The organism is Klenkia terrae (assembly GCF_900491935.1).
In the GTDB taxonomy this organism is placed as follows: Bacteria; Actinomycetota; Actinomycetes; order Mycobacteriales; family Geodermatophilaceae; genus Klenkia; species Klenkia terrae.
The window spans coordinates 617,389-637,895 of record NZ_UEXK01000004.1; the positions used below are offsets into that span (position 1 = coordinate 617,389).

20 protein-coding genes are annotated in these 20,507 nt (G+C 75.3%); 3 read left to right on the forward strand and 17 right to left on the reverse strand.

Going from position 1 to position 20,507, the window contains the following annotated elements:
* On the forward strand, positions 1-1,312 hold a 1,312-nt coding region (locus LFA75_RS03255; protein ID WP_225232330.1), incomplete at its 5' end, for a hypothetical protein.
* Positions 1,313-1,343: 31 nt separating this feature from the next.
* Here the strand turns inward: LFA75_RS03255 and LFA75_RS03260 are convergent.
* The 16 genes from LFA75_RS03260 to ndk all read right to left on the reverse strand — a co-directional run bounded on the left by LFA75_RS03260 (position 1,344) and on the right by ndk (position 18,956).
* Positions 1,344-2,213 (reverse strand): DegV family protein, encoded by an 870-nt coding sequence (locus LFA75_RS03260; protein WP_225232331.1) that lies wholly within the window; start codon positions 2,211-2,213, stop codon positions 1,344-1,346.
* Between the two features lie 101 nt (positions 2,214-2,314).
* A complete protein-coding gene (locus LFA75_RS03265) occupies positions 2,315-3,115 on the reverse strand; it encodes a histidine phosphatase family protein (protein WP_225232332.1) in 801 nt (266 codons plus the stop codon).
* The gene (gene rsfS, locus LFA75_RS03270) at positions 3,112-3,627 is read right to left on the reverse strand and encodes a ribosome silencing factor (protein ID WP_225232333.1); all 516 of its coding nucleotides are present in this window, start codon (positions 3,625-3,627) and stop codon (positions 3,112-3,114) included. The genes LFA75_RS03265 and rsfS overlap by 4 nt, the downstream gene beginning before the upstream one ends.
* On the reverse strand, positions 3,624-4,355 hold the full coding sequence (nadD, locus tag LFA75_RS03275; protein ID WP_225232334.1) for a nicotinate-nucleotide adenylyltransferase: 732 nt from the start codon (positions 4,353-4,355) through the stop codon (positions 3,624-3,626). The genes rsfS and nadD overlap by 4 nt, the downstream gene beginning before the upstream one ends.
* Before the next feature lie 284 nt (positions 4,356-4,639).
* Positions 4,640-6,052: a vWA domain-containing protein gene (locus LFA75_RS03280; protein ID WP_225232335.1), complete on the reverse strand. Its 1,413-nt coding sequence runs from the start codon at positions 6,050-6,052 to the stop codon at positions 4,640-4,642.
* Positions 6,052-6,936: an AAA family ATPase gene (locus LFA75_RS03285; protein ID WP_225232336.1), complete on the reverse strand. Its 885-nt coding sequence runs from the start codon at positions 6,934-6,936 to the stop codon at positions 6,052-6,054. Before LFA75_RS03285 ends, LFA75_RS03280 begins: the two co-directional genes overlap by 1 nt.
* Positions 6,937-6,943: 7 nt before the next feature.
* A complete protein-coding gene (locus LFA75_RS03290; protein ID WP_225232337.1) occupies positions 6,944-8,191 on the reverse strand; it encodes a glutamate-5-semialdehyde dehydrogenase in 1,248 nt (415 codons plus the stop codon).
* 133 nt (positions 8,192-8,324) lie between these two features.
* Positions 8,325-8,804 carry a peptide deformylase gene (gene def / locus LFA75_RS03295; RefSeq protein ID WP_225232338.1) on the reverse strand — a complete coding sequence of 160 codons (480 nt, stop codon included), beginning with the start codon at positions 8,802-8,804 and terminating at the stop codon, positions 8,325-8,327.
* Positions 8,805-8,816: 12 nt separating this feature from the next.
* On the reverse strand, positions 8,817-9,935 hold the full coding sequence (proB, locus tag LFA75_RS03300; RefSeq protein WP_225232339.1) for a glutamate 5-kinase: 1,119 nt from the start codon (positions 9,933-9,935) through the stop codon (positions 8,817-8,819).
* Entirely contained in the window at positions 9,932-11,410 is a 1,479-nt protein-coding gene (gene obgE, locus LFA75_RS03305; RefSeq protein WP_225232340.1) for a GTPase ObgE, read from the reverse strand. Before obgE ends, proB begins: the two co-directional genes overlap by 4 nt.
* 101 nt (positions 11,411-11,511) lie before the next feature.
* Complete coding sequence (gene rpmA, locus LFA75_RS03310) at positions 11,512-11,787, reverse strand: 50S ribosomal protein L27 (protein ID WP_091244642.1); 276 nt, start codon at positions 11,785-11,787, stop codon at positions 11,512-11,514.
* A 7-nt stretch (positions 11,788-11,794) separates the two neighbouring features.
* Positions 11,795-12,115: a 50S ribosomal protein L21 gene (gene rplU, locus LFA75_RS03315; RefSeq protein WP_091244639.1), complete on the reverse strand. Its 321-nt coding sequence runs from the start codon at positions 12,113-12,115 to the stop codon at positions 11,795-11,797.
* Positions 12,116-12,376: 261 nt separating this feature from the next.
* Positions 12,377-15,034: an Rne/Rng family ribonuclease gene (locus LFA75_RS03320; RefSeq protein ID WP_225232341.1), complete on the reverse strand. Its 2,658-nt coding sequence runs from the start codon at positions 15,032-15,034 to the stop codon at positions 12,377-12,379.
* 697 nt (positions 15,035-15,731) lie between these two features.
* Positions 15,732-16,499 carry a TIGR03936 family radical SAM-associated protein gene (locus tag LFA75_RS03325; RefSeq protein ID WP_225232342.1) on the reverse strand — a complete coding sequence of 256 codons (768 nt, stop codon included), beginning with the start codon at positions 16,497-16,499 and terminating at the stop codon, positions 15,732-15,734.
* Entirely contained in the window at positions 16,499-18,502 is a 2,004-nt protein-coding gene (locus tag LFA75_RS03330) for a TIGR03960 family B12-binding radical SAM protein (protein WP_225232343.1), read from the reverse strand. The genes LFA75_RS03325 and LFA75_RS03330 overlap by 1 nt, the downstream gene beginning before the upstream one ends.
* Positions 18,503-18,563: 61 nt before the next feature.
* Positions 18,564-18,956: a nucleoside-diphosphate kinase gene (gene ndk / locus LFA75_RS03335; protein ID WP_225235999.1), complete on the reverse strand. Its 393-nt coding sequence runs from the start codon at positions 18,954-18,956 to the stop codon at positions 18,564-18,566.
* A 231-nt stretch (positions 18,957-19,187) separates the two neighbouring features.
* Here ndk and LFA75_RS03340 point away from each other — a divergent pair, with 231 nt between their 5' ends.
* Positions 19,188-19,412, forward strand: a complete 225-nt coding sequence (locus LFA75_RS03340) for a helix-turn-helix domain-containing protein (RefSeq protein ID WP_225232344.1) — start codon at positions 19,188-19,190, stop codon at positions 19,410-19,412.
* 1 nt (position 19,413) lies between these two features.
* On the forward strand, positions 19,414-19,920 hold the full coding sequence (locus LFA75_RS03345) for a Clp protease N-terminal domain-containing protein (protein ID WP_225232345.1): 507 nt from the start codon (positions 19,414-19,416) through the stop codon (positions 19,918-19,920).
* A 2-nt stretch (positions 19,921-19,922) separates the two neighbouring features.
* Here the strand turns inward: LFA75_RS03345 and LFA75_RS03350 are convergent, their stop codons facing one another.
* On the reverse strand, positions 19,923-20,495 hold the full coding sequence (locus tag LFA75_RS03350) for a hypothetical protein (protein ID WP_225232346.1): 573 nt from the start codon (positions 20,493-20,495) through the stop codon (positions 19,923-19,925).
* Positions 20,496-20,507: the final 12 nt, after the last annotated feature.

Consider the following 20,507-nt stretch of genomic DNA (forward strand, 5'->3'; position numbering starts at 1 on the left):
GATGTGTATAAGGGACAGGACCGGGGCGGCGGCGACCACCGCCCTCCTGGTCCGGGCGGGGGCGACCCGGACCCGGACGGTGGCGGTCACGGCGGTGTTGGTGTTCCTGGCCGACCAGCTCTCGGGCCGGACGACGTTCGCGACGGGGACGGCGGCGGCGCTGCTGGCCCTGCTGGTGGCCGGCGACCCAACGATGCGGCCGCCGGTGCGGCGGACCGGGGCGGGCCTGCTGGCGGCGCTGGCGGGGGCCCTGAGCCCGGTGTCCGCCGTGCTGCTCGCCGTGGCTGCCGGGGCGTGGTGGCTGGCCGGCGCCAGGAGGTCACGGTCCGGGTGGGAGGTCGCGGCGCTGCTGGCCGGGACGGCGACGCCGCTGGTGGCGATGGTGGCCCTGGACGCCGCGAGCGGCCCGATGACGGCGAGTGCGCACCAGGCGCTGGCCGCGACGCTGGCCAGCGGGGTGGTGGCGGCCGTGGCCGGGCCTCGGCTGCCGCTGGTGCGAGCGGGCGCGGGTCTGACGGCGACGCTGATGGTGGGGACCTGGCTGCTGCCGGACCCGGTGGGCTCGAACGCGACCCGCCTGGTGCTGCTGTTCGCCGCCCCGGTGTTGGTCGCGGTGCCGCACCGGCCGGCGCTCCTGGTGGGGCTGGCGGCCGCGCTGGTGACCTGGCTGCTCCCGCCGCTGGTGCCGCAGGACCTGGGCCCGCGGGACACCGCGGCCCAGGCCCGGGCGGGCGCCCCGGTGCTGGCGGAGCTGGCTCGGCGGGGCCGGGTGGGCCGGGTGGAGGTGGTGCCGCTGGCCGCCCACTCGGACGCGACGATGGGCGCGCAGGTGCCGCTGGCCCGGGGCTGGACCCGCCAGCTCGACGTCGCCCGCAACGGCCTCTTCTACGACGGCTCGCTGGACGCCGCCTCCTACCTGGCCTGGCTGCGCGCGCGGGGCGTCTCCTACGTCGTGCTGGCCGCGCAGCGGCCCGACTGGGCCGGCCGGGCGGAGGCCGCACTGGTCCGGGCGGGGGTCCCGGGGGTGGACCTGGTCTGGTCCGACGCCTCCTGGTCGCTGTACGCCGTCGACGGGCCGGGCGTCGTGCTGGCCGGACCGGCGGAGCTGGTCGACAGCGACCGGCGTGGGCTGACCGTGTCCGTGCAGCGGCCCGGCGACGTGCTGCTGTCGGTGTTCTGGGACGAGCGCCTGGTGCTCGACGGCGACGGCTGCGTGGAGCCCGGTGAGCTGCCCGGCACGGTGCGGCTGCGGGTGACCTCGGCGGGCCCGGTCACCCTGACCAGCGGGTGGCGGCCGGCCGGGCACTGCTGACCGGGACCGGACCGGCCCTGCCGACGTCGGATCAGGTCGGCCCGGCCGCCCGGGTGCCGCTCGGGTCGACGACGACCCCCAGTGCGCCGGGGCCGACGTGCGCCCCGATCGCCGCACCCAGCTCGCTCACGTACAGCTCACGCAGGGTCGGCACCCGCTCGCGCAGCTGGTCGGCCAGCGCGTCGGCCCGGGCGGCAGCGGCCAGGTGGTGCACGGCCAGGGAGACCGGCCGGTCCCCGGCCAGGTCCACCACCCGCTGCACCATCCGGGCCACCGCCCGGGTGGTGGTGCGCACCTTCTCCAGCACCACGATCCGGCCGTCCAGGACGTGCAGCACCGGGCGCACCGCCAGGGCGGTGCCGAGCACCGCGGCCGCGGACCCGATCCGGCCACCGCGCCGCAGGTGCTCCAGGGTGTCGAGCACGAACAGGGTGCTGCTGCCGTCCGCGGTGCCCTGGGCGACGGCTGCGACCTCGTCGGCCCCGGCGCCGGCCGCCGCGGCCCGGGCGGCGGCGAGCACCGCGAACCCGGTGCCCATCGCCGCCGTGCCGCTGTCGACCACGGACACCACGTGCTCGCCGACCTGGTTGGCAGCGGAGCGGGCGGCGTCCCAGGTCCCGGACAGCTCGCGGGACAGGTGCACCGAGACCACCCGGTCGGCGCCGGCGTCCAGGCACCGGCGGTAGGCCCCGACGAAGTCCCCCGGTGTCGGCCGCGAGGTGGTGACCTGCTGGCCCCGCACGGCCAGCGTCCTGGCGACCTCGGCCGGGCCGACGTCGAGGCCCTCCCGGCCGGAGCGACCGGTCAGCACGACGTAGAGGGGGACGACCTCGATCCCGAGGTCGGTCACCAGCTCGGCCGGCAGGTAGGCCGTGGAATCGGTGACCACGGCGACGGACATGGGCGCGAGGCTAACCGGAACCCCGACGGACCCTGCCGGGCCCCGACGAGAACCGGCTGGTCAGCCCCGACCGGCACCCGCCCGGGCAGCGCAGGAGCAGCTCAGAGGGCGGCGTCGGCGTCCGTCGGGGCCGGCGCGGCGTCGTCCGGGGTGGCCCCGGCGGGCAGCGGGGCAGCACCGGCCGCTACCGCCGGCTCGGCCACGCCGGCCGCCTCGGCCACGTCCGGACCGGTCTCCGCGCCGGAGCGGCGCGGCAGCCCGGGGGCGCCGCCGGTGGCCGAGGCGTTGTGCCGCAGCACCCGCCAGCGGCTGCCCTGGTGCGCAAGCTCGGTCCAGTGGCAGTTGCCCAGCGGGCCGAAGATGCGGCGGTGCTCCGGACCGAGCCCCAGCAGCGCCCCGACCAGCCGGCCACCGGTGCCACCGTGGGTGACCAGCCCCGCGACCGGGGCCGGCGGCAGGTCGGACAGTGCGGCCAGCGCCCGGCGGGCCACCGCGGCCGGGTCCTCGCCGCCGCGCCCGCGGGCGGGCCGGCCCTCGACCCAGTCGGCGTACTGCTCGGGCAGGTCCCGGGCGACGTCCTCCCGGGTCAGACCCTCCCAGCTGCCCAGCCCGTGCTCCCGCAGCCGGGGCTCGACGCGCAGCGGCGTGCCGAGCGCGTCGGCCAGGGTCTGCGCGGTGTCGCGGGCGCGCACCAGGTCGCTGGAGACCACCAGCGTCCCGGCCGGGAGCTCCCGGGCCAGGGCGTCGGCCGCGCGCCGGGCCTGGGCCCGGCCGGTGTCGTCCAGCGGCGGGTCCAGCTGCCCCTGGAAGCGACCGCTGGCGTTCCACTCGGTCCGCCCGTGCCGCCAGACGAGCACGCGCTCGACGGTGGGCAGGGTGGGCGCCTCGGCCGCAGCGCTCACCGGGTGGTGTCGGCCTGCGGGGCGTCCGACGTGGCCGGGTCCAGCGCCTGCGGGGCGGCCTCGCCCTCGCCGGAGAACCCGCCGGGCACCGCGTCGGCGTCCTGCGCCGACGGCGTCACCGGGGTGCCGGCGACGCGCGCCGCCGGGGGCAGCGTGCTGTCGGTGAACGGGATGGTGGGGCAGTCCTTCCAGAGCCGCTCGAGGGAGTAGTAGGCCCGCTCCTCGGCGTGCTGGACGTGCACCACGACGTCGACGAAGTCCAGCAGCACCCAGCGGGACTCGGCCACGCCCTCGCGCCGGACGGCCTTGATGCCGTGCTCGCGCAGCCGGTCCTCGACCTCGTCGACGATGGACTGCACCTGCCGCTCGTTGGGCGCCGACGCCAGCACGAAGGCGTCGGTGATGGCCAGCCGGTCGCTGACGTCGACGATGGACACGTCGGTGGCGAGCTTGTCGGCCGCGGCCTGGGCGGCCCACAGCGCGGTCTCGCGGGCCTCTGTCGAGGCGGTCATCGGGGTATCTCCTGGAGCTCGGGGGTGTCGGGACCGCGGACCGGTCCCGACGGGGAGGCATGGGTGACCGTCGGTGCGCCGAGGTGGCGCACCCCGGTCCCGGGCAGCAGCTGCCCGGTCGGGACGACGGGCAGGCCGTCGCGGTAGAGACCGCTCTTCTCGATGTACTGCACGACGCCGTCGGGGACGAGGTACCAGACCGGCATCCCGCGGCGCACCCGGTCGCGGCAGTCGGTCGAGCTGATCGCCAGCGCCGGGATCTCCACCAGGCTCACCGCGTCCGGGGGCAGCCCGGCTGGCAGCTCGGCGAACTGGTACCCCGGCCGGGTGACGCCGACGAAGTGGGCCAGGTCGAACAGGTGGGCGGTGTCCCGCCATCCGACGATCTGGGCCAGCGCGTCGGCCCCGGTGATGAAGAACAGCTCGGCGTCCGGGCGCAGCCGGCGCAGGTCGGTGAGGGTGTCGATCGTGTAGGTCGTGGTGCCGCGGTCGACGTCGACCCGGCTGACCGAGAAGCGCGGGTTCGACGCGGTCGCGATCACCGTCATCAGGTACCGGTCCTCGGCCGGGCTGACCTCGCGGTCGGCCTTCTGCCACGGCTCGCCGGTGGGCACGAAGACCACCTCGTCCAGCCCGAACAGGCTGGCGACCTCGCTGGCGGCGACCAGGTGACCGTGGTGCACCGGGTCGAAGGTGCCACCCATCACGCCCAGTCGCTTGCCCGCCACCTGCCGAGCGTAGCCCGCCCCCGGCGGTGCCACCGCCGCGATCGTGCAGGCCGGGGCGCTGCGGGCGCACGAGCGGGCCGGCCGTCCCCCACCTCTCGGTGGCAGGACCGTCCGGCCTGCTGGACCGGCGCCCCCGTGTCGCCGGCCACCCGGCCGGGTCTCCCCGGCCGGCGCGCGGAGGCGGTCTCGCTGCCTCCGCATGGACCAACGGCACCGGGACGACTCGGTTACGGCCGAACGGCGAACAATTCTGGACGGGCCGACGTGGGTCCCGTCACACCGCCTCAGAGGGTGGTGACGAACTCCGCCAGCTGGGCCGCGTTGCGGACCTCGATCATGGGGATGAACTGCTTGTACTTGTCGGCAGCCGAGTCACCGCTCCCCCACAGCCGGGCCGGCTCGGGGTTGAGCCAGTACGCCGAGCGGGACCGCCGCACCAGGTCGGCGAGCACCGGGAGGCCGGGCTGCCGGTAGTTGGTCCGCCCGTCGCCGAGCACCAGCAGCGACGTCTTCGGCCCGACCGCGGACGCCCACCTCTCGGCGAACACCCCGAAGGCGTTCCCGTAGTCGCTGTGCCCGTCGAAGGAGACGACGTCGGCCTCCCGGCCGATCCGCTGCACGGCGTCGGCGACGTCGGCGCCGGGGGTGAAGAACCGGGTGACCTCGTCGGTGGAGTCGACGAAGGCGAAGGCCCGCACACCGGAGAAGTGCTCGCGCAGCGCCTGGGTGAGCATCAGCGTGAAGTGGCTGAACCCGGCGACCGAGCCGCTGATGTCGCACAGCACGACCAGCTCGGGCTTGTGCACCGCCCGCGGCTTGTGGTGGGTGACCACCGGGACGCCGCCGGTGGCCAGCGACGCCCGCACCGTCTTCCGGAAGTCCAGCCGGCCAGCCCGCCCGAGCCGGCGCTTGGCCGACAGCCGGGCGGCCAGCCGCCGGGCCAGCGGTGCGACCGAGCGGCGCAGCTCGGCCAGGTCCGCGGACTGCGCGCGGAGGAAGTCCACCTGGTCGGCCAGCGGCTTGACCGCCGTCCGGGCGACCCGCTCGCGGCCGCGCTCGGCGGCCGACCGGCGGCGCACCTCGGCCTCCACGGCGGCCCGGAACGCGGCCAGCCGCTCGCGGACGGTCTGCCGGGCGACCTGCTCGGCCAGCCCGCCGCGGTCGGCCCCGCCCAGCAGCCCGTCCAGCAGCTGGGAGACCAGGGTGTCCGGGGACAGCGCGCGCAGCACCCGGTAGGAGAAGAAGGACTGGCCCGACGGCGAGGGCTGGCCCTGGCCGAGCTGCTCCACGGCCTGCCGGGCGAAGCGGCGCAGGGCCTCCTCGTCGCCGTCCAGCAGCTTGCGGAGCAGCTCCGCGCGCAGCTCGGCGGCCAGCGCTGCCTGCCGGTCGGCGTCGGGCACCCCGTCGTCCGGGGCGCCGTCCTGCGCCGGCTCGGCCTCCGACGGGACCGACGGGCGGTCGGTCAGCGGCCACCACAGGTCGAACAGCACGTCGTAGGTGGGGCGCTGCGCGGCCCGGTGCAGCAGGACGGCGGCCAGCCCGTGCCGCAGCTGCTCCCGGTCCAGCAGGTCGACGGCGGTGAGCACGTGGGCCGCGTCGACGGCGGAGGAGATCCCCACCGGGATGCCGGCCTCGCGCACCGCCCGGACGAAGCCGTCCAGGTGCGCGGGGAGGCCGCCCGGCGTGATCCCGTCCATCAATTCAGCCGCAGCTCGGCCGCGGCGCGGGTCTGGTCGCTGCCGTGCTTCAGCACCACGCCGAGGGTCTGCCGCACCTCGTCGGTGCCCAGGGTGTCCATCCCCAGCGCCAGCAGGGTCTGCGCCCAGTCCAGGGTCTCCGAGATCGACGGCGACTTCTTCAGCTCCATGGCCCGCAGCGCCCGCACCGTGCGGACCAGCTGCTCGGCCAGGGCCGGGGCCAGCTCGGGCACCCGGGACAGCACGATCTCCCGCTCGCGCTCGGCGCTCGGGTAGTCCAGGGCGAGGTAGAGGCAGCGCCGCTTGAGCGCCTCGGACAGCTCGCGGGTCGCGTTGGAGGTCAGCACCACCATCGGACGGCGGGTCGCCACGATCGTGCCGATCTCGGGGATCGTCACCTGGAAGTCGCTGAGCACCTCCAGCAGCAGGCCCTCGACCTCGACGTCGGCCTTGTCGGTCTCGTCGATCAGCAGCACGGTGGGCTCGGTGCGCCGGATGGCGGTCAGCAGCGGCCGGGAGAGCAGGAACTCCTCGCCGAAGACGTCGTCGTGCAGGTCGCCCCAGTCCCCGCCGTCCGCGGAGTTCTGCGAGGCCTGGATGCGCAGCAGCTGCTTCTTGTAGTTCCACTCGTACAGCGCGCGGGCCTCGTCGAGGCCCTCGTAGCACTGCAGGCGGATCAGGTCCGAGGACGTCGCCGTCGCCAGCGCCTTGGCCAGCTCGGTCTTGCCGACACCGGCCGGGCCCTCGACCAGCAGCGGCTTGCCCAGCCGGTCGGCCAGGAAGACCGTCGTGGCGATCTGCGCGTCGGGCAGGTACCCCGCGGCGGACAGCCGGGCGGTGACGTCGGCGACGTCGGCGAAACGGGCTGGCTGCTGCGGGGGCACGGGGCTCCTATCGGGTGTGGCCGTTGCCGGTCACGACGTAGGTGGTGGAGGTCAGTTCCGGCAGGCCCAGCGGTCCGCGGGCGTGCAGCTTCTGGGTGGAGATGCCGATCTCGGCGCCGAAGCCGAACTCGCCGCCGTCGGTGAACCGGGTGGAGGCGTTGACCAGCACGGCAGCGGCGTCCACCCCGGCGACGAAGTCGGCGATCGCGGCGGCGGAGTCGGCCACGATCGCCTCGGAGTGCCCGCTCCCCCAGGCGGCGATGTGGTCCAGCGCCTGCGGCAGGTCGTCCACGACCCGCACGGCCATGTCCATCGACAGGTACTCGGTGGCCCAGTCCTCGTCGGTCGCCGGGACGACGGCCGGGTGCGCGGCGCGGGCGGCCTCGTCGCCGTGCAGGGTCACCCCGGCGTCGACGAGCGCGGTGAGCAGCCGGGCCAGGTGCGGGGAGTCCCGGTGCACCAGCAGCGACTCGGCGGAGTTGCAGACGCTGACCCGGTGGGTCTTGGCGTTGAGCACGATCGCCTCGGCCATCCCGGCGTCGGCGGAGGCGTCGACGTACACGTGGCAGTTGCCCACCCCGGTCTCGATGACCGGCACGGTGGACTCGGCGACCACCCGCTGGATCAGCGCGGCTCCCCCGCGCGGGATCACCACGTCGACCAGCCCGCGGGCGCCCAGCAGCTCGCCGACGCTGGCCCGGTCGGCGGGCAGCAGGGCGATGCACCCGGCGGGCAGCCCGGCCTTCTCGGCGGCCTCGGTGAGGACGGCGACCAGGGCGGTGTTGGTGCCGAAGGCCGAGGCGGACCCGCGCAGCAGCGCGGCGTTGCCGCTCTTCAGGCACAGCCCGGCGGCGTCGACGGTCACGTTGGGCCGGGCCTCGTAGATGATCCCGACGACCCCGAGCGGCACCCGGACCTGGCGCAGCTGCAGCCCGTTCTCCAGGGTCGACCCGCGCACGACGTCACCCACCGGGTCGGGCAGCTCGACCAGCTGGCGCAGCGCCTCGGCCACCGCGGCGACCCGGTCGGCGTCCAGCCGCAGCCGGTCGAGCACCGACTCCGCGGTGCCGGCCACCCGCGCGGCCTCGACGTCCTCGGCGTTGGCGGCGAGCACGTCCTCGGTGTGCGCGACGAGGGCGTCGGCCATGGCCAGCAGGGCGGCGTCCTTGGTGGACGACGGCAGCGTGCGCAGCACCCGGGCGGCGGTGCGGGCGCGGCGGGCGGCGTCCCCGATCAGCGGCAGGTCGGCAGGCACGCGCCCGAGGATACGCAGCCGTCAGCGCTGACCGTTACGACCTGCGCCGAGTTGATCATCGGCGGGTGCAGGTGGGACACGCCGCCCATCCGCGTGCCCCACCTGCGGATGGCGATGATCGCCAGCGAGTTGCTCAGCCGCGGAGGGCGCGGAAGGCGGCCTTCTTGGCGTCGCCGGTGAGGCGCTGCAGGAAGACCATGCCGTCGAGGTGGTCGACCTCGTGCTGCAGGCAGCGGGCCATCAGGCCCTCGCCCTCCAGCCGCAGCGGGTTGCCCTCGACGTCGAAGCCCTCGGCGGCGCACCACAGCGCCCGCACGGTCGGGGCGTACAGGCCCGGCACCGACAGGCAGCCCTCGTCGCCGTCCTGCACCTCGTCGGAGCGCTCCACGACCACCGGGTTCACCAGGTGGCCGATCACGCCGTCGATGTTGTAGGAGAAGACCCGCAGCGAGACGCCGATCTGGTTGGCCGCCAGGCCCGCACGGCCGGGGTGGTCGACGGTCTCCTCGAGGTCGCGGACCAGCCCGGCCAGCGCGGCGTCGAAGGCACGCACCGGGTCGCAGGGGGTGCGCAGCACCGGGTCGCCGAGTTCACGGATGGGACGGACAGCCACGGGCAGATCTTCTCAGGCGCCGACGGGCGCCCGGACGAGCACCATCTCGTCGCGGTGCACCACCGGACGGCGGTGCTCGGGCTCGAGGTCGCCGGTGGACCGGCCCAGCAGCCCCGGCATCTCGCGGGCGTCGTAGGAGACCAGGCCGCGGGCGACCACGGTGCCGTCGGGGTCGACCAGCTCGACCGGGTCGTCGGCGAGGAAGTCCCCGGCCACCCCGGTGATGCCCGCGGCCAGCAGCGAGGCGCCGCGGTCGCGGACGGCGGCGACCGCGCCGGCGTCCAGCAGCACCTGGCCGCGCGGGCGGGAGGCGTACCGCAGCCAGAACTGCCGCGCGGAGGGACGACGGCCGCGCGCGGTGAACAGCGTGCCGACCGGCTCGCCGGCCAGCGCCGCGGCCGCCTGCGTCGTCGAGGTGACGACGACGGGGACGCCGGCCTGCGCGGCGATGAAGGCGGCCTCCACCTTGGTGGCCATGCCGCCGGTGCCGACGCCGTTGCGGGCGGCCGAGCCCAGCACGACCGCGGCGAGGTCACCGGGGTCGGCCACGGTGTCGATCCGGGCCGCCGGGCCCACCCGGGGGTCGCCGTCGTAGACCGCGTCGATGTCGGACAGCAGCACCAGCGCGTCGGCCACCGACAGGTGCGCCACCAGTGCGGCGAGCCGGTCGTTGTCGCCGAACCGGATCTCCTCGGTGGCCACAGTGTCGTTCTCGTTGACCACCGGCAGCACGCCGAGGGCCAGCAGCCGGTCCACCGTCTGGCGGGCGTTGCGGTAGTGGCCGCGCCGGGTCAGGTCGTCGGCGGTCAGCAGCACCTGGCCGACGGTGATGCCGTGGCCGGCGAAGGCGTCGGCGTAGGCCCGCATCAGCCGCAGCTGGCCGACGCTGGCGGCGGCCTGCGCGGTCGCCAGGTCGCGTGGACGGCCGCCGATGCCCAGCGGCGCCAGGCCGGCGCCGATCGCGCCGGAGGACACCAGCACGACCTCCCGACCGGCGGCCCGGAGCCCGGCGAGCACGTCGACCAGGGCCTGCAGCCGCGCCTCGTCGAGACCGTGCTCGAGGGTGGTCAGGCTGGAGGAGCCGACCTTCACCACCACCCGGTGGGCCGCCGCGACGGCCGCCCGGGTCACGGGGTGTCGTCCCAGCTGGGGTCGTCGTCCTCCGGCTCGAGCAGCTCGTAGGGCGTGCGCCGGCGGCGCTTGGCGGCCAGCCGCTCGTCGGCGCGGGGCCGGGAGTTGTTCTCCAGCCGGACGTCGGTGCCGCGCCCGCCCAGGCCCGCGGTCTCCTCGACGGTGAGCGTGCCGGCCGGCAGCGTGGGCTCCCAGTCGAAGGTGACGTCGCCGACGGTGATCGCGTCGCCCGGCTTCGCGCCGGCCTTGGCCAGCTCGATCTCCACGCCCAGCCGGTTGAGCCGGTCGGCCAGGTAGCCGACGGCCTCGTCGTTGCTGAAGTCGGTCTGCCGCACCCAGCGCTCGGGGCGCACGCCGACGACCATCCAGCCGTCGGTCCGCGGGTCGGGCTGCACGGTGAAGCCGCCGTCGTCGACGGCCTTGGGGCTCAGGGTGATCCGGACGGCGTCCGGCGCGGGCAGCGAGGCACGGTGTGCCTCCACCTCGCGGGCCAGGGCGTAGCCGAACTCGGGCAGGCCCTCGCCGGTGACCGCGCTGATCGGGAAGACCTCGAGGCCGCGGGCCTCCAGCGTCGCCCGGACCAGGTCGACGAGCTCCCGGCCGTCGGGGACGTCGATCTTGTTGAGCACGGCGATCTTCAGCCGGCCGACCAGGTCGAGCTCGTCGTCGTACTCCCGCAGCTCGTGCTCCAGGGCGGCGATGTCGTTCTCCGGGTCGCGCCCGGGCTCCATCGTCGCCATGTCGACCACGTGCACCAGGACGGCGCAGCGCTCGACGTGCCGGAGGAACTGCAGACCCAGCCCACGGCCGGTGGAGGCACCGGGGATCAGGCCGGGGACGTCGGCCATCGTGTAGGTGACGTCGCCGGAGCGGATCACGCCCAGGTTGGGGACCAGCGTCGTGAACGGGTAGTCGGCGATCTTCGGCTTGGCCGCGCTCATCGCGGCGACCAGCGAGGACTTGCCGGCCGAGGGGAACCCGACCAGGCCGACGTCGGCGACGCTCTTGAGCTCCAGCACCGCGTCGACGGCCTCGCCGGGCTCGCCGAGCAGCGCGAAGCCGGGGGCCTTGCGGCGGGCGTTGGCCAGCGCCGCGTTGCCCAGCCCGCCGCGGCCGCCGGCGGCCAGCACCAGGCGGGTGCCCACGCCCATCAGGTCGGCGAGCACCTCGCCGTCGGCGGTGGTGACCACGGTGCCCTCGGGGACCCGGAGCACGGCGTCCTCGCCGCGGGCGCCGTTGCGGTTGCTGCCGCCGCCGGGCTTGCCGTTGGGGGCCTTCTGGTGCGGGTGGTGGTGGAAGTCCAGCAGCGTGTGGACGCTGCTGTCCACCTCCAGGACGACGTCGCCGCCGTCCCCGCCGTTGCCGCCGTCGGGGCCACCGAGGGGCTTGAACTTCTCGCGGTGCACGGAGCTGACCCCGTGCCCGCCGTTGCCTGCGGACACGTGCACGGTCACCCGGTCGATGAAAGCGGCCATGATCGCCGCCTCTCTACGTCAAACGGCCGTACGGATGGGACCGGGCCCGGCAGGATCTCCCGCCGGGCCCGGATGGAACAGGTGGTGCTGGTGGATCAGGTTCAGACGGCCGGCTCGAGAGCGGGCTCGACGAGCTGCACGTTGACGACCCGACGGCCGCCGCGACGGCCGAACTCGACCGCACCCGGGGTCAGGGCGAACAGCGTGTCGTCCTTGCCGCGGCCGACACCCAGGCCGGGGTGGAAGTGGGTGCCGCGCTGGCGGACGATGATCTCGCCGGCCTTGACGACCTGGCCGCCGAAGCGCTTCACGCCGAGGCGCTGGGCGTTCGAGTCGCGACCGTTGCGGGACGACGATGCGCCCTTCTTGTGAGCCATGGCGGCGTCAGCCCTTCTTCTCGGAACCGATGGCGGTCACCACGACCTCGCTCAGCGGCTGACGGTGCCCCTGGCGCTTGTGGTAACCGGTCTTGTTCTTGAACTTGTGGATCTTGATCTTCGGGCCCTTGCCGTGCTCGACGATCTCGCCGGTCGCGGTGACCTTCGCCAGCGCGTCGGCGTCGCTGGTGACGGTGTCGCCGTCGACCAGGAGCACCACGGGGAGCGCGACGGTGTCGCCGGCAGCTCCTGCGAGACGGTTGACGGTGAACCGGTCACCGACAGCCACCTTGTGCTGCTTCCCACCGGCCTTGACGACTGCGTACACCACTGACTCCTCGATAGGTCTTCGTTGTCCTGGGCGCCCCCCGGCGCGAACCGGTGTGCGGGACGGGCTGCTCGCACACCCGGGGCCCGCCCTCCCCGGCGCACGAGGCGCGGGGCAGCAGCCACTCCGGAGGGGAGCAGCCCGGCTAGCGTGCCCGGGCCCGCCTGCCGCGGTCGAACCCCTGTGCCCGACCTCTCGCCGGGTCCCGGGTCCGTGCTCCGCGGCCGGGGGCGAGCTGGTCGCCCCCGGCCGCGGAGCAGGTCACTCGACGGGCGGTCCGGCCGGCCGGCTGGCGGCCCGGCGACGGCGCGGACGGGCCACCGGGGCAGCCGGGGCCTCCTCCACCGCGACGGGCTCGGGGACGACGGCCTCGGGCTCGGCGACGACCTCGGGGGCCGCCTCGGGCTCGGGGACGGTCTCGACCTCGGGGGCGACATCCGGCTCGGGGGCAGCGTCGCCCTCGACGGAGCCCGCCGGGGTCTCCTCGACGACCGTGGCCGCCGGCTCGGGCAGGTCCAGCTCGACGACCGGCTCGGCCGGAGCCTCGGTCCCGCTCACCTCGGCGACGGCCTGGGCGACCTCGTCGGGCTCGACGACCCCGGCCTTCTCCCCCTGGCCGCCGTCGGCCGGCTCGTCCACGACGGCGACGTCGTCGACGACGTCGACGACGTCATCGACGGCGTCCGGCTCGTCGTCGCCGTCCTCCGACGCACCGTGGCTCGCGGCCAGCGCGGCGGCGTCCTCGACGACCTGGTCGTCGCCGGTGCGGCCGCGGTTGCGGCGGCCGCGGTTGCGGCGCCCGGACCGGCCGGTGGGCTCCTGCGGGGCCTCCGCGTCGCCCTCGGGCCCGGTGGTCGGGGCGTCGGCCTCGACCGCCGCGGCCTCGACCGCACGGTCCTCGCCCCGGCCGCGACCACCCTGGTTGCCGCCACCCTGGTTGCCATTGCCCTGGTTGCCAGTGCCCGGGTTGCCGCCGCCGTGGTTGCCCTGGTTGCCGCCGCCGGGCACGGGGTGTCCCCCGTTGCCGCCGACCTGGCCGCCGGAGCGCTTCTTCTCGTCCACCGGGTCCAGGTGCACGATGACGCCCCGACCGCGGCAGTGCTCGCAGTTCTCGCTGAAGACCTCGAGCAGGCCCTGGCCGACCCGCTTGCGGGTCATCTGCACCAGGCCCAGCGAGGTGACCTCGGCGACCTGGTGCTTGGTCCGGTCCCGGCCCAGGCACTCGGTGAGCCGGCGCAGGACCAGGTCCCGGTTGCTCTCCAGCACCATGTCGATGAAGTCGATGACGATCATGCCGCCGATGTCGCGCAGCCGGAGCTGGCGGACGATCTCCTCGGCGGCCTCGATGTTGTTCCGGGTGACCGTCTGCTCCAGGTTGCCGCCGGAGCCGGTGAACTTGCCGGTGTTGACGTCGACGACGGTCATGGCCTCGGTGCGGTCGATGACCAGCGACCCGCCCGAGGGCAGCCAGACCTTGCGGTCCAGGGCCTTGAGCAGCTGCTCGTCGATCCGCAGCTCGCGGAAGGCGTCACCGGTGCCGACGAAGCGCTCCAGCCGGCCGGACAGCTCCGGGGAGACGTGCGCGACGTAGGCCTCGACGGTGTCCCACGCGTCGTCGCCCTGGACGACGAGCTTGGAGAAGTCCTCGTTGAACACGTCGCGGATGACCCGGATGGCCAGGTCGGGCTCGCCGTACAGCAGCGTCGGTGCGTTGCTGACCGACTTCGCCTTGGTCTGGATGACCTCCCACTGCGCCTGCAGCCGGGCCACGTCGCGGGTGAGCTCCTCCTCGGAGGCGCCCTCCGCCGCGGTGCGGATGATGACGCCGGCGTCCTCGGGGACGATCTTCTTGAGGATGTCCTTGAGCCGCTGGCGCTCGTTGTCGGGCAGCTTGCGGCTGATCCCGGTCATCGAACCGCCGGGCACGTAGACCAGGAAGCGGCCGGGCAGGTTGATCTGCTGGGTCAGCCGGGCACCCTTGTGGCCGATCGGGTCCTTGGTGACCTGCACCAGGACCTTGTCCCCGGACTTCAGCGCCTGCTCGATGGAGCGGGACTTGCCGGACAGCCCGGCGGTCTCCCAGTTGACCTCGCCGGCGTACAGCACGGCGTTGCGGCCCTTGCCGACGTCGACGAAGGCGGCCTCCATGGAGGGCAGCACGTTCTGCACCCGGCCCAGGTAGACGTTGCCGGCGAAGGACGCCGACTGCGCCTGGGTGACGTAGTGCTCGACCAGCACGTCGTCCTCGAGGACGGCGATCTGGGTGCGCTCACCCTGCTGGCGGATGACCATCGTGCGGTTGACGGCCTCGCGGCGGGCCAGGAACTCCGACTCGCTCAGGATCGGCGCGCGGCGGCGACCGGTGTCCCGGCCGTCGCGGCGGCGCTGGCGCTTGGCCTCCAGGCGGGTGGAGCCGGCGACGCCCTTGACGGCGTCGTCGCTGGAGTCCCGGCCGTTGCGCCCGGCGCGCTCGGGGCGGTCGTCGTCGGTGCTGTCGGTGGTGTCGGTGCCGGTGGACTCGCTCCCGCGCCGACGGCGACGGCGGCGCCGACGGGTGCCGGAGCCGGCGGCCTCGCCGGAGTCGTCGGCGTCCTCGTCGGAGGTCTCGCCGTCCTCGGGGTCGGTGGCGGCGTCGTCCTGCGCGGTGTCGGTGTCGTCGCGGTCCTCGTCGTCCTCGCCGGTGCGACCGCGGCCGCGGCCACGGCGCCCGCGGCGCCGGCGACGGCTGCTCGAACCGGCGTCGTCGCGGTCCTCGCCGTCCTCGGCGTCGTCGTCGGTGTCGTCCTCGGCGTCGGGGGCCGGCAGCACGACGGCCTCGTCGTCGGCCTCGTCCTCGGCCGGGCGCTCGACCTCGGCGGCCGGCTTGCGCCGGGAGCGGCTGCGGCGCGGGCGGCCGCCGGTCTCCTCCTGCTCCTCCACCGGCTCCTCGACGGCGTCGGCGACCTCGACCGGCTCGGCCGGCGTCTCGGCCTGGGTGCGGCGGCTGCGCCGGCCGGGTGGCCCGGCGACGCGGCCGGGCGGTGACGGTGGTGGGCTCGGGCGAGCTGAACTGGGCCCCGAAGCGGGGGGCCTCGACGGCGTCGTCCTGCGGGCGGGTCGGCGGGATCGCCGCCGCCTCGAGGGTCTCGGCGTCGGCCTGGAGGCGCAGCTCGCCGGTGACCTCGGGCTGCGGGTCCTCGGGCTGGGGGTCCTCGAGCTCGGGCTCCGCGACCTCGTCCGGGGCCGGGTCGCCGGCGGCGGTGTCCGGGGGTGTGGTGTCCTGCGGCTCGGTCTCCGGGGAGACCTCCCCGGTCAGGGGTTCTGTGGTGGTGTCGTCGGTGTCGGCCACGAAGGGCTCGCCTCCTGGTGCACCCCCGGGCGCCGACCGTCGTCGACGGTCGGCGGCCGCACAGGGGTACGGGTCGGGCGGGTCGGTCCGCCGAGGTGGCGTGCCGGGGCCCGCTGAAGTCTGGTGCCAGGACCCGGCCACGTGATCGGGTCCCGGTGGTGCTGGTGCAGGTTCTCGGTGCTGGCTCGCTGGGTGGAGCGGTGGTGCGAAGGCTGTTGTGCGCCGCGGCTGGCAGTTCGCGGTGCGGGGCGACGTCCTGCGTCGGCCCGGGCGTCCGGCCCCACCGGCTCAGACCGGCTGGGGCTCCCCCTGGCAGCGGGAGCCGGCCTCGCGGTCCGGGCCGAGCGGGTCGGCCACCTCACCGCTGTCGTCGAGCCGGCCCTGCGCCTCACGCACGGCCCGGGGGGGCAACGGCGGGTGCAGGTCGGCGACGGCAGCCAGTGCGGCCAACACGTCGTCCGGTCGGACGGTAGGCGTCACCTGCCGTACGACCACGTGCAGTATGGCACGCCCGGTCTCCCCGGAGGCCGCGGCCGAGACCACGGCGGCCCGGGCGTCGATGTCCCGGGGCCCGTTCTTGGTGCGCTTGGAGACCGTCACGACCTCGGCGGCCAGCAGCGCCTCGACGGCCCGGCCCAGCTCGTCGGGGTCGACGCCGGCCAGGTCGATCCGCCAGCGGGTGCCGTCGAGGCGCTCGGCCAGGCCACCGGTGCCCTCCGCGGCCTCCACGCACTCCAGGACGTCGATGCCCGGCGGCAGGGAGGCGTCCAGCGCCACCCGCACGGCCTCCGGGTCGCACCGGGCCGCCAGCCCGATCTCCACGTACTCCGCCTCGGACGCCGCGCCGGTCGGGGCCGCACCCATGTAGCTGATCTTGGGGTGCGGGCTGAACCCGGCCGAGAACGCCATCGGCACCTGGGCGCGCCGCAGGGCACGCTCCAGCGCCCGGGCGAGGTCGCGGTGGGAGGCGAACCGCAGCGGACCGCGCTTGGTGTAGCGCAGCCGCAGCTTCTGCACGGTGGGCGGCGGCGGGGGGCCGTCGGGCTGGCGGGCCATCAGTGCGTGTGGACCGGGTCGGCCACCGCGGCGTCGACGTCCACGTCGACCTGCGCGCGGACGTCGGGCCGCGGCCCGGCACCGACGACGGCCAGCGGGATCAGCGAGCGGCCGGTGGGGCCGATCTGGATCTCGGTGCCCATGGTCGGGCAGACGCCGCAGTCGTAGCAGGGGGTCCAGCGGCAGTCGGCGACCTCGTCCTCGTTGAGCGCCTCCTGCCAGTCGTCCCAGAGCCACTCCTTGTCCAGGCCGGACTCCAGGTGGTCCCAGGGCAGCACCTCGTGCTCACCGCGCTCGCGGGTGGTGTACCAGGCCAGGTCGACGCCGAAGGGAGCGAGCTCCTCGGCCGCGGCGGTGGCCCAGCGGTCGTAGGAGAAGTGCTCGCTCCAGCCGTCGAAGTGCCCGCCGTCGCGCCACACCCGCTCGATGACCCGGCCGACCCGGCGGTCGCCGCGGGACAGCAGTCCCTCGATCACGCCGGGCTTGCCGTCGTGGTAGCGCAACCCGATGGAGCGACCGATCCGGCGGTCGGCGTTGATCGCGTCGCGCAGCACCCGCAGGCGGTGGTCGATGGTCTCGGCCGAGGCCTGCGACGCCCACTGGAACGGGGTGTGCGGCTTGGGCACGAAGCCGCCGATGGACACCGTGCAGCGGATGTCCTTGTTGCCCGCGGCCTCCCGGCCGGCCCGGATGACCTCGACCGCCAGCTCGGCGATCTCCAGCACGTCCTCGTCGGTCTCGGTGGGCAGACCGCACATGAAGTACAGCTTCACCTGGCGCCAGCCGTTGGCGTAGGCCGTGGTGACCGTGCGGACCAGGTCCTCCTTGGACACGGTCTTGTTGATGACCCGGCGGATCCGCTCGCTGCCGCCCTCGGGGGCGAAGGTCAGCCCCGAGCGCCGGCCGTTGCGGGACAGCTCGTTGGCCAGGGTCACGTTGAACGCGTCGACCCGGGTCGAGGGCAGCGAGAGCCCGGTGTTGGTGCCCTCGTACCGGTCGGCCAGCTCCTTGGCCAGCTGCCCGATCTCCGAGTGGTCGGCCGAGCTCAGCGAGAGCAGGCCCACCTCCTCGTAGCCGGTGGCCTTGAGGCCGGCGTCGACCATCGAGCCGATGCCGGTGATGGTCCGCTCGCGCACCGGGCGGGTGATCATCCCGGCCTGGCAGAACCGGCAGCCCCGGGTGCAGCCGCGGAAGATCTCCACGCTCATCCGCTCGTGCACGCTCTCGGCCAGCGGGACCAGCGGCTGCTTCGGGTAGGGCCACTCGTCGAGGTCCATCACGGTGCGCTTGGAGATCGTGGTGGGGACGTCGTCCCGGGTGGGCACGAAGGCCGCGATGGTGCCGTCGGCCTGGTAGGTCACCGCGTAGAACTGCGGCACGTAGACGCCCTCGACGCGGGACAGCCGGGCCAGCAGCTCGGTGCGCCCACCGGGGCGGCCGGCCGCCGTCCAGGCGCTGTGCACGTCGGTCATGTCGCCGACGACCTGCTCGCCGTCGCCGAGGACGGCGCAGTCCACGAAGTCGCTGACCGGCTCGGGGTTGAACGCCGCGTGCCCGCCGGCCACCACGACCGGGTGCCGCTCGTCGCGGTCCACCGCGTGCAGCGGGATGCCGGCGAGGTCGAGGGCGTCGAGCAGGTTGGTGTAGCCCAGCTCGGTGGCGAAGCTGACGCCGAGGAAGTCGAAGTCGTGGACCGGGCGGTGGTTCTCCAGCGTGAACTGGCCGACGCCGTTGGCCCGCATCAGCCCGGCGAGGTCGGGCCACACCGCGTAGGTGCGCTCGGCCAGGGCGTCGGTGCGCTCGTTGAGCACCTCGTACAGGATCATCAGACCCTGGTTGGGCAGGCCGACCTCGTAGGCGTCGGGGTACATGAGCGCCCAGTGGACGGCGACGGCGTCCCACGGCTTGGTCTGGGCGTTGAGCTCTCCACCGACGTACTGGATCGGCTTCTGGACCTGGGCCAGCAGCGGCTCGAGACGGGGGTACAAGCTCTCGACAGTCATAGCGTGGTCGAGGGTAACCGCCTGCGACGGGGGCCCCAGGGTGTCCCGGGGCCCCGTCGGCTCACAGGGCGGGGAAGAACAGGCCGATCTCGCGGGCGGCGGACTCGGGCGAGTCGGAGCCGTGCACGATGTTGTTCTGCACCTCGAGGGCGAAGTCGCCGCGGATGGTGCCGGGGGCGGCCTTCACCGGGTCGGTGGCGCCGGCCAGGGCGCGGAAGGCCTCGATGGCCCGCGGGCCCTCGGCGACCAGGGCCAGCAGCGGGCCCCCGGTGATGAAGTCGACCAGCGAGCCGAAGAACGGCTTCTCGCTGTGCTCGGCGTAGTGCTGCTCGGCGGTCTCGCGGGGCAGGGTGCGCAGCTCGGCGGCCACCAGCCGCAGGCCCTTGGCCTCCAGCCGGCCGACGACCTCGCCGACGATGCCGCGGGCGACGCCGTCGGGCTTGACCAGGATCAGGGTGCGCTCAGTNGCTGCTGGCCGGCTCCGGGCCGCCGCTGCCGCAGCCGGCCAGCAGCAGTGCGGTCAGCGCCAGCACCGCGCCCCGTCGTCGTCCCCGCACCGTTCCTCGCACGCCACACGCTCCCACGGGCCCGGTCGTCCCCCTCCCCCATCGGCAGTGCCTGGCCGAGGCCCCACCGCCGTCAACCTGGGTTGACACCTCCACCCCGTCAACCTACGTTGACGCACATGGCCTCCCCCACCGACGCCGTCGCCACCGCGGCCGCCGCCGACGACCCGGCCACCGGGCTGCGCGGGGTGCGTGCGCTGCGCGAGCTCGCCGACCGCCTCGAGGTCCTCCAGGTCCGGGCCGCGCGGGACCGCGGGTGGTCCTGGCAGGAGGTCGCCGAGGCGCTGGGCGTCAGCCGGCAGGCCGTCCACAAGAAGCACGCCCGCTCCCGGAAGGAGACCTGAGGTGTTCGAATGCTTCACCGACGAGGCCCGCGCGGTCGTCGTCCGGGCCCAGGACGTCGCCCGCGCGGCCGGTGCCGACCGGATCGAGCCCGTCCACCTGCTGCTGTCCGCCGCCGCCGGCACCGGCCCGGGTGCCGGCGCCCTGCGCGCCGCCGGGCTGGACGCCGACCGCGCCGCCGCGTCGGCCGCCGCGGCCGAGGCCACCCTGCTCGCCGGGCTCGGGGTCGACCTGGACCTGGTCCGCGAGCGCGCCGAGCAGAGCTTCGGGTCCGGCGCGCTGGACACCCGGTCCCGCACCGGCCGCCTGCGGTTCTCCGGAGCGGCCAAGCGCGTGCTGCACGAGGCGTTGCGCGCCGAGGTGGCGGTGGGCAGCCGCCGGCTGGACGACGCGTCGGTGCTGCTGGGCGTGCTCGCCGTCCGGGACGCCGTGGTGGCCGCCGTGCTGCGCGACCAGGACGTCGAGCCGCTGGACCTCCGCCGCCGGCTGACCACCCGCGGGGCGGCCTGAGCTCAGCCCCGCGCCGGCGGCGTCCACACCAGGCTGCCGGCGGCGACGACCAGCACGACGTTGATCGCGACCGCGGGGACGGCGAGGTCGGCGATGTGGGCCACCGGCCAGGCGACCGCGGCCAGCAGGACCAGCCCGCCCTGCCAGCGCCGGTCCAGGCGCAGCAGCGCCGCGGCGACCAGCGCCAGGCACAGCGGGAAGACCAGGCCCAGCGGCTTGATCAGCCCGGCCGCGCCCGGCTGGTCCACCAGCGGGGTGTCGCCCAGCGACCCGTGGATCGCCTCGAAGCCGTAGGCCACGTTCCCGGCCATGCCGACCAGGCCGGCGAGCACCAGCGCGGCGGCCAGCCGGGAGCGGGCCGGCAGCCAGCCCGCCACGCGCAGCGCGACCCACCCGTAGGCGATCGCGCCGAGCACGTGCAGCACCCCGCCGGCCGGGTCGGACCAGCCGCGGACGGCGTAGGTGGCGTCGGCGGCCAGCGACAGCAGCGGTCCGGCGAGCAGGGACGCGGTGAGCAGCCGGTCGGTCGGCGAGGCCGGGACGACGGCGTGGGCGGACGGTGCGGTGGTGGTCACGGGCACTCCTCG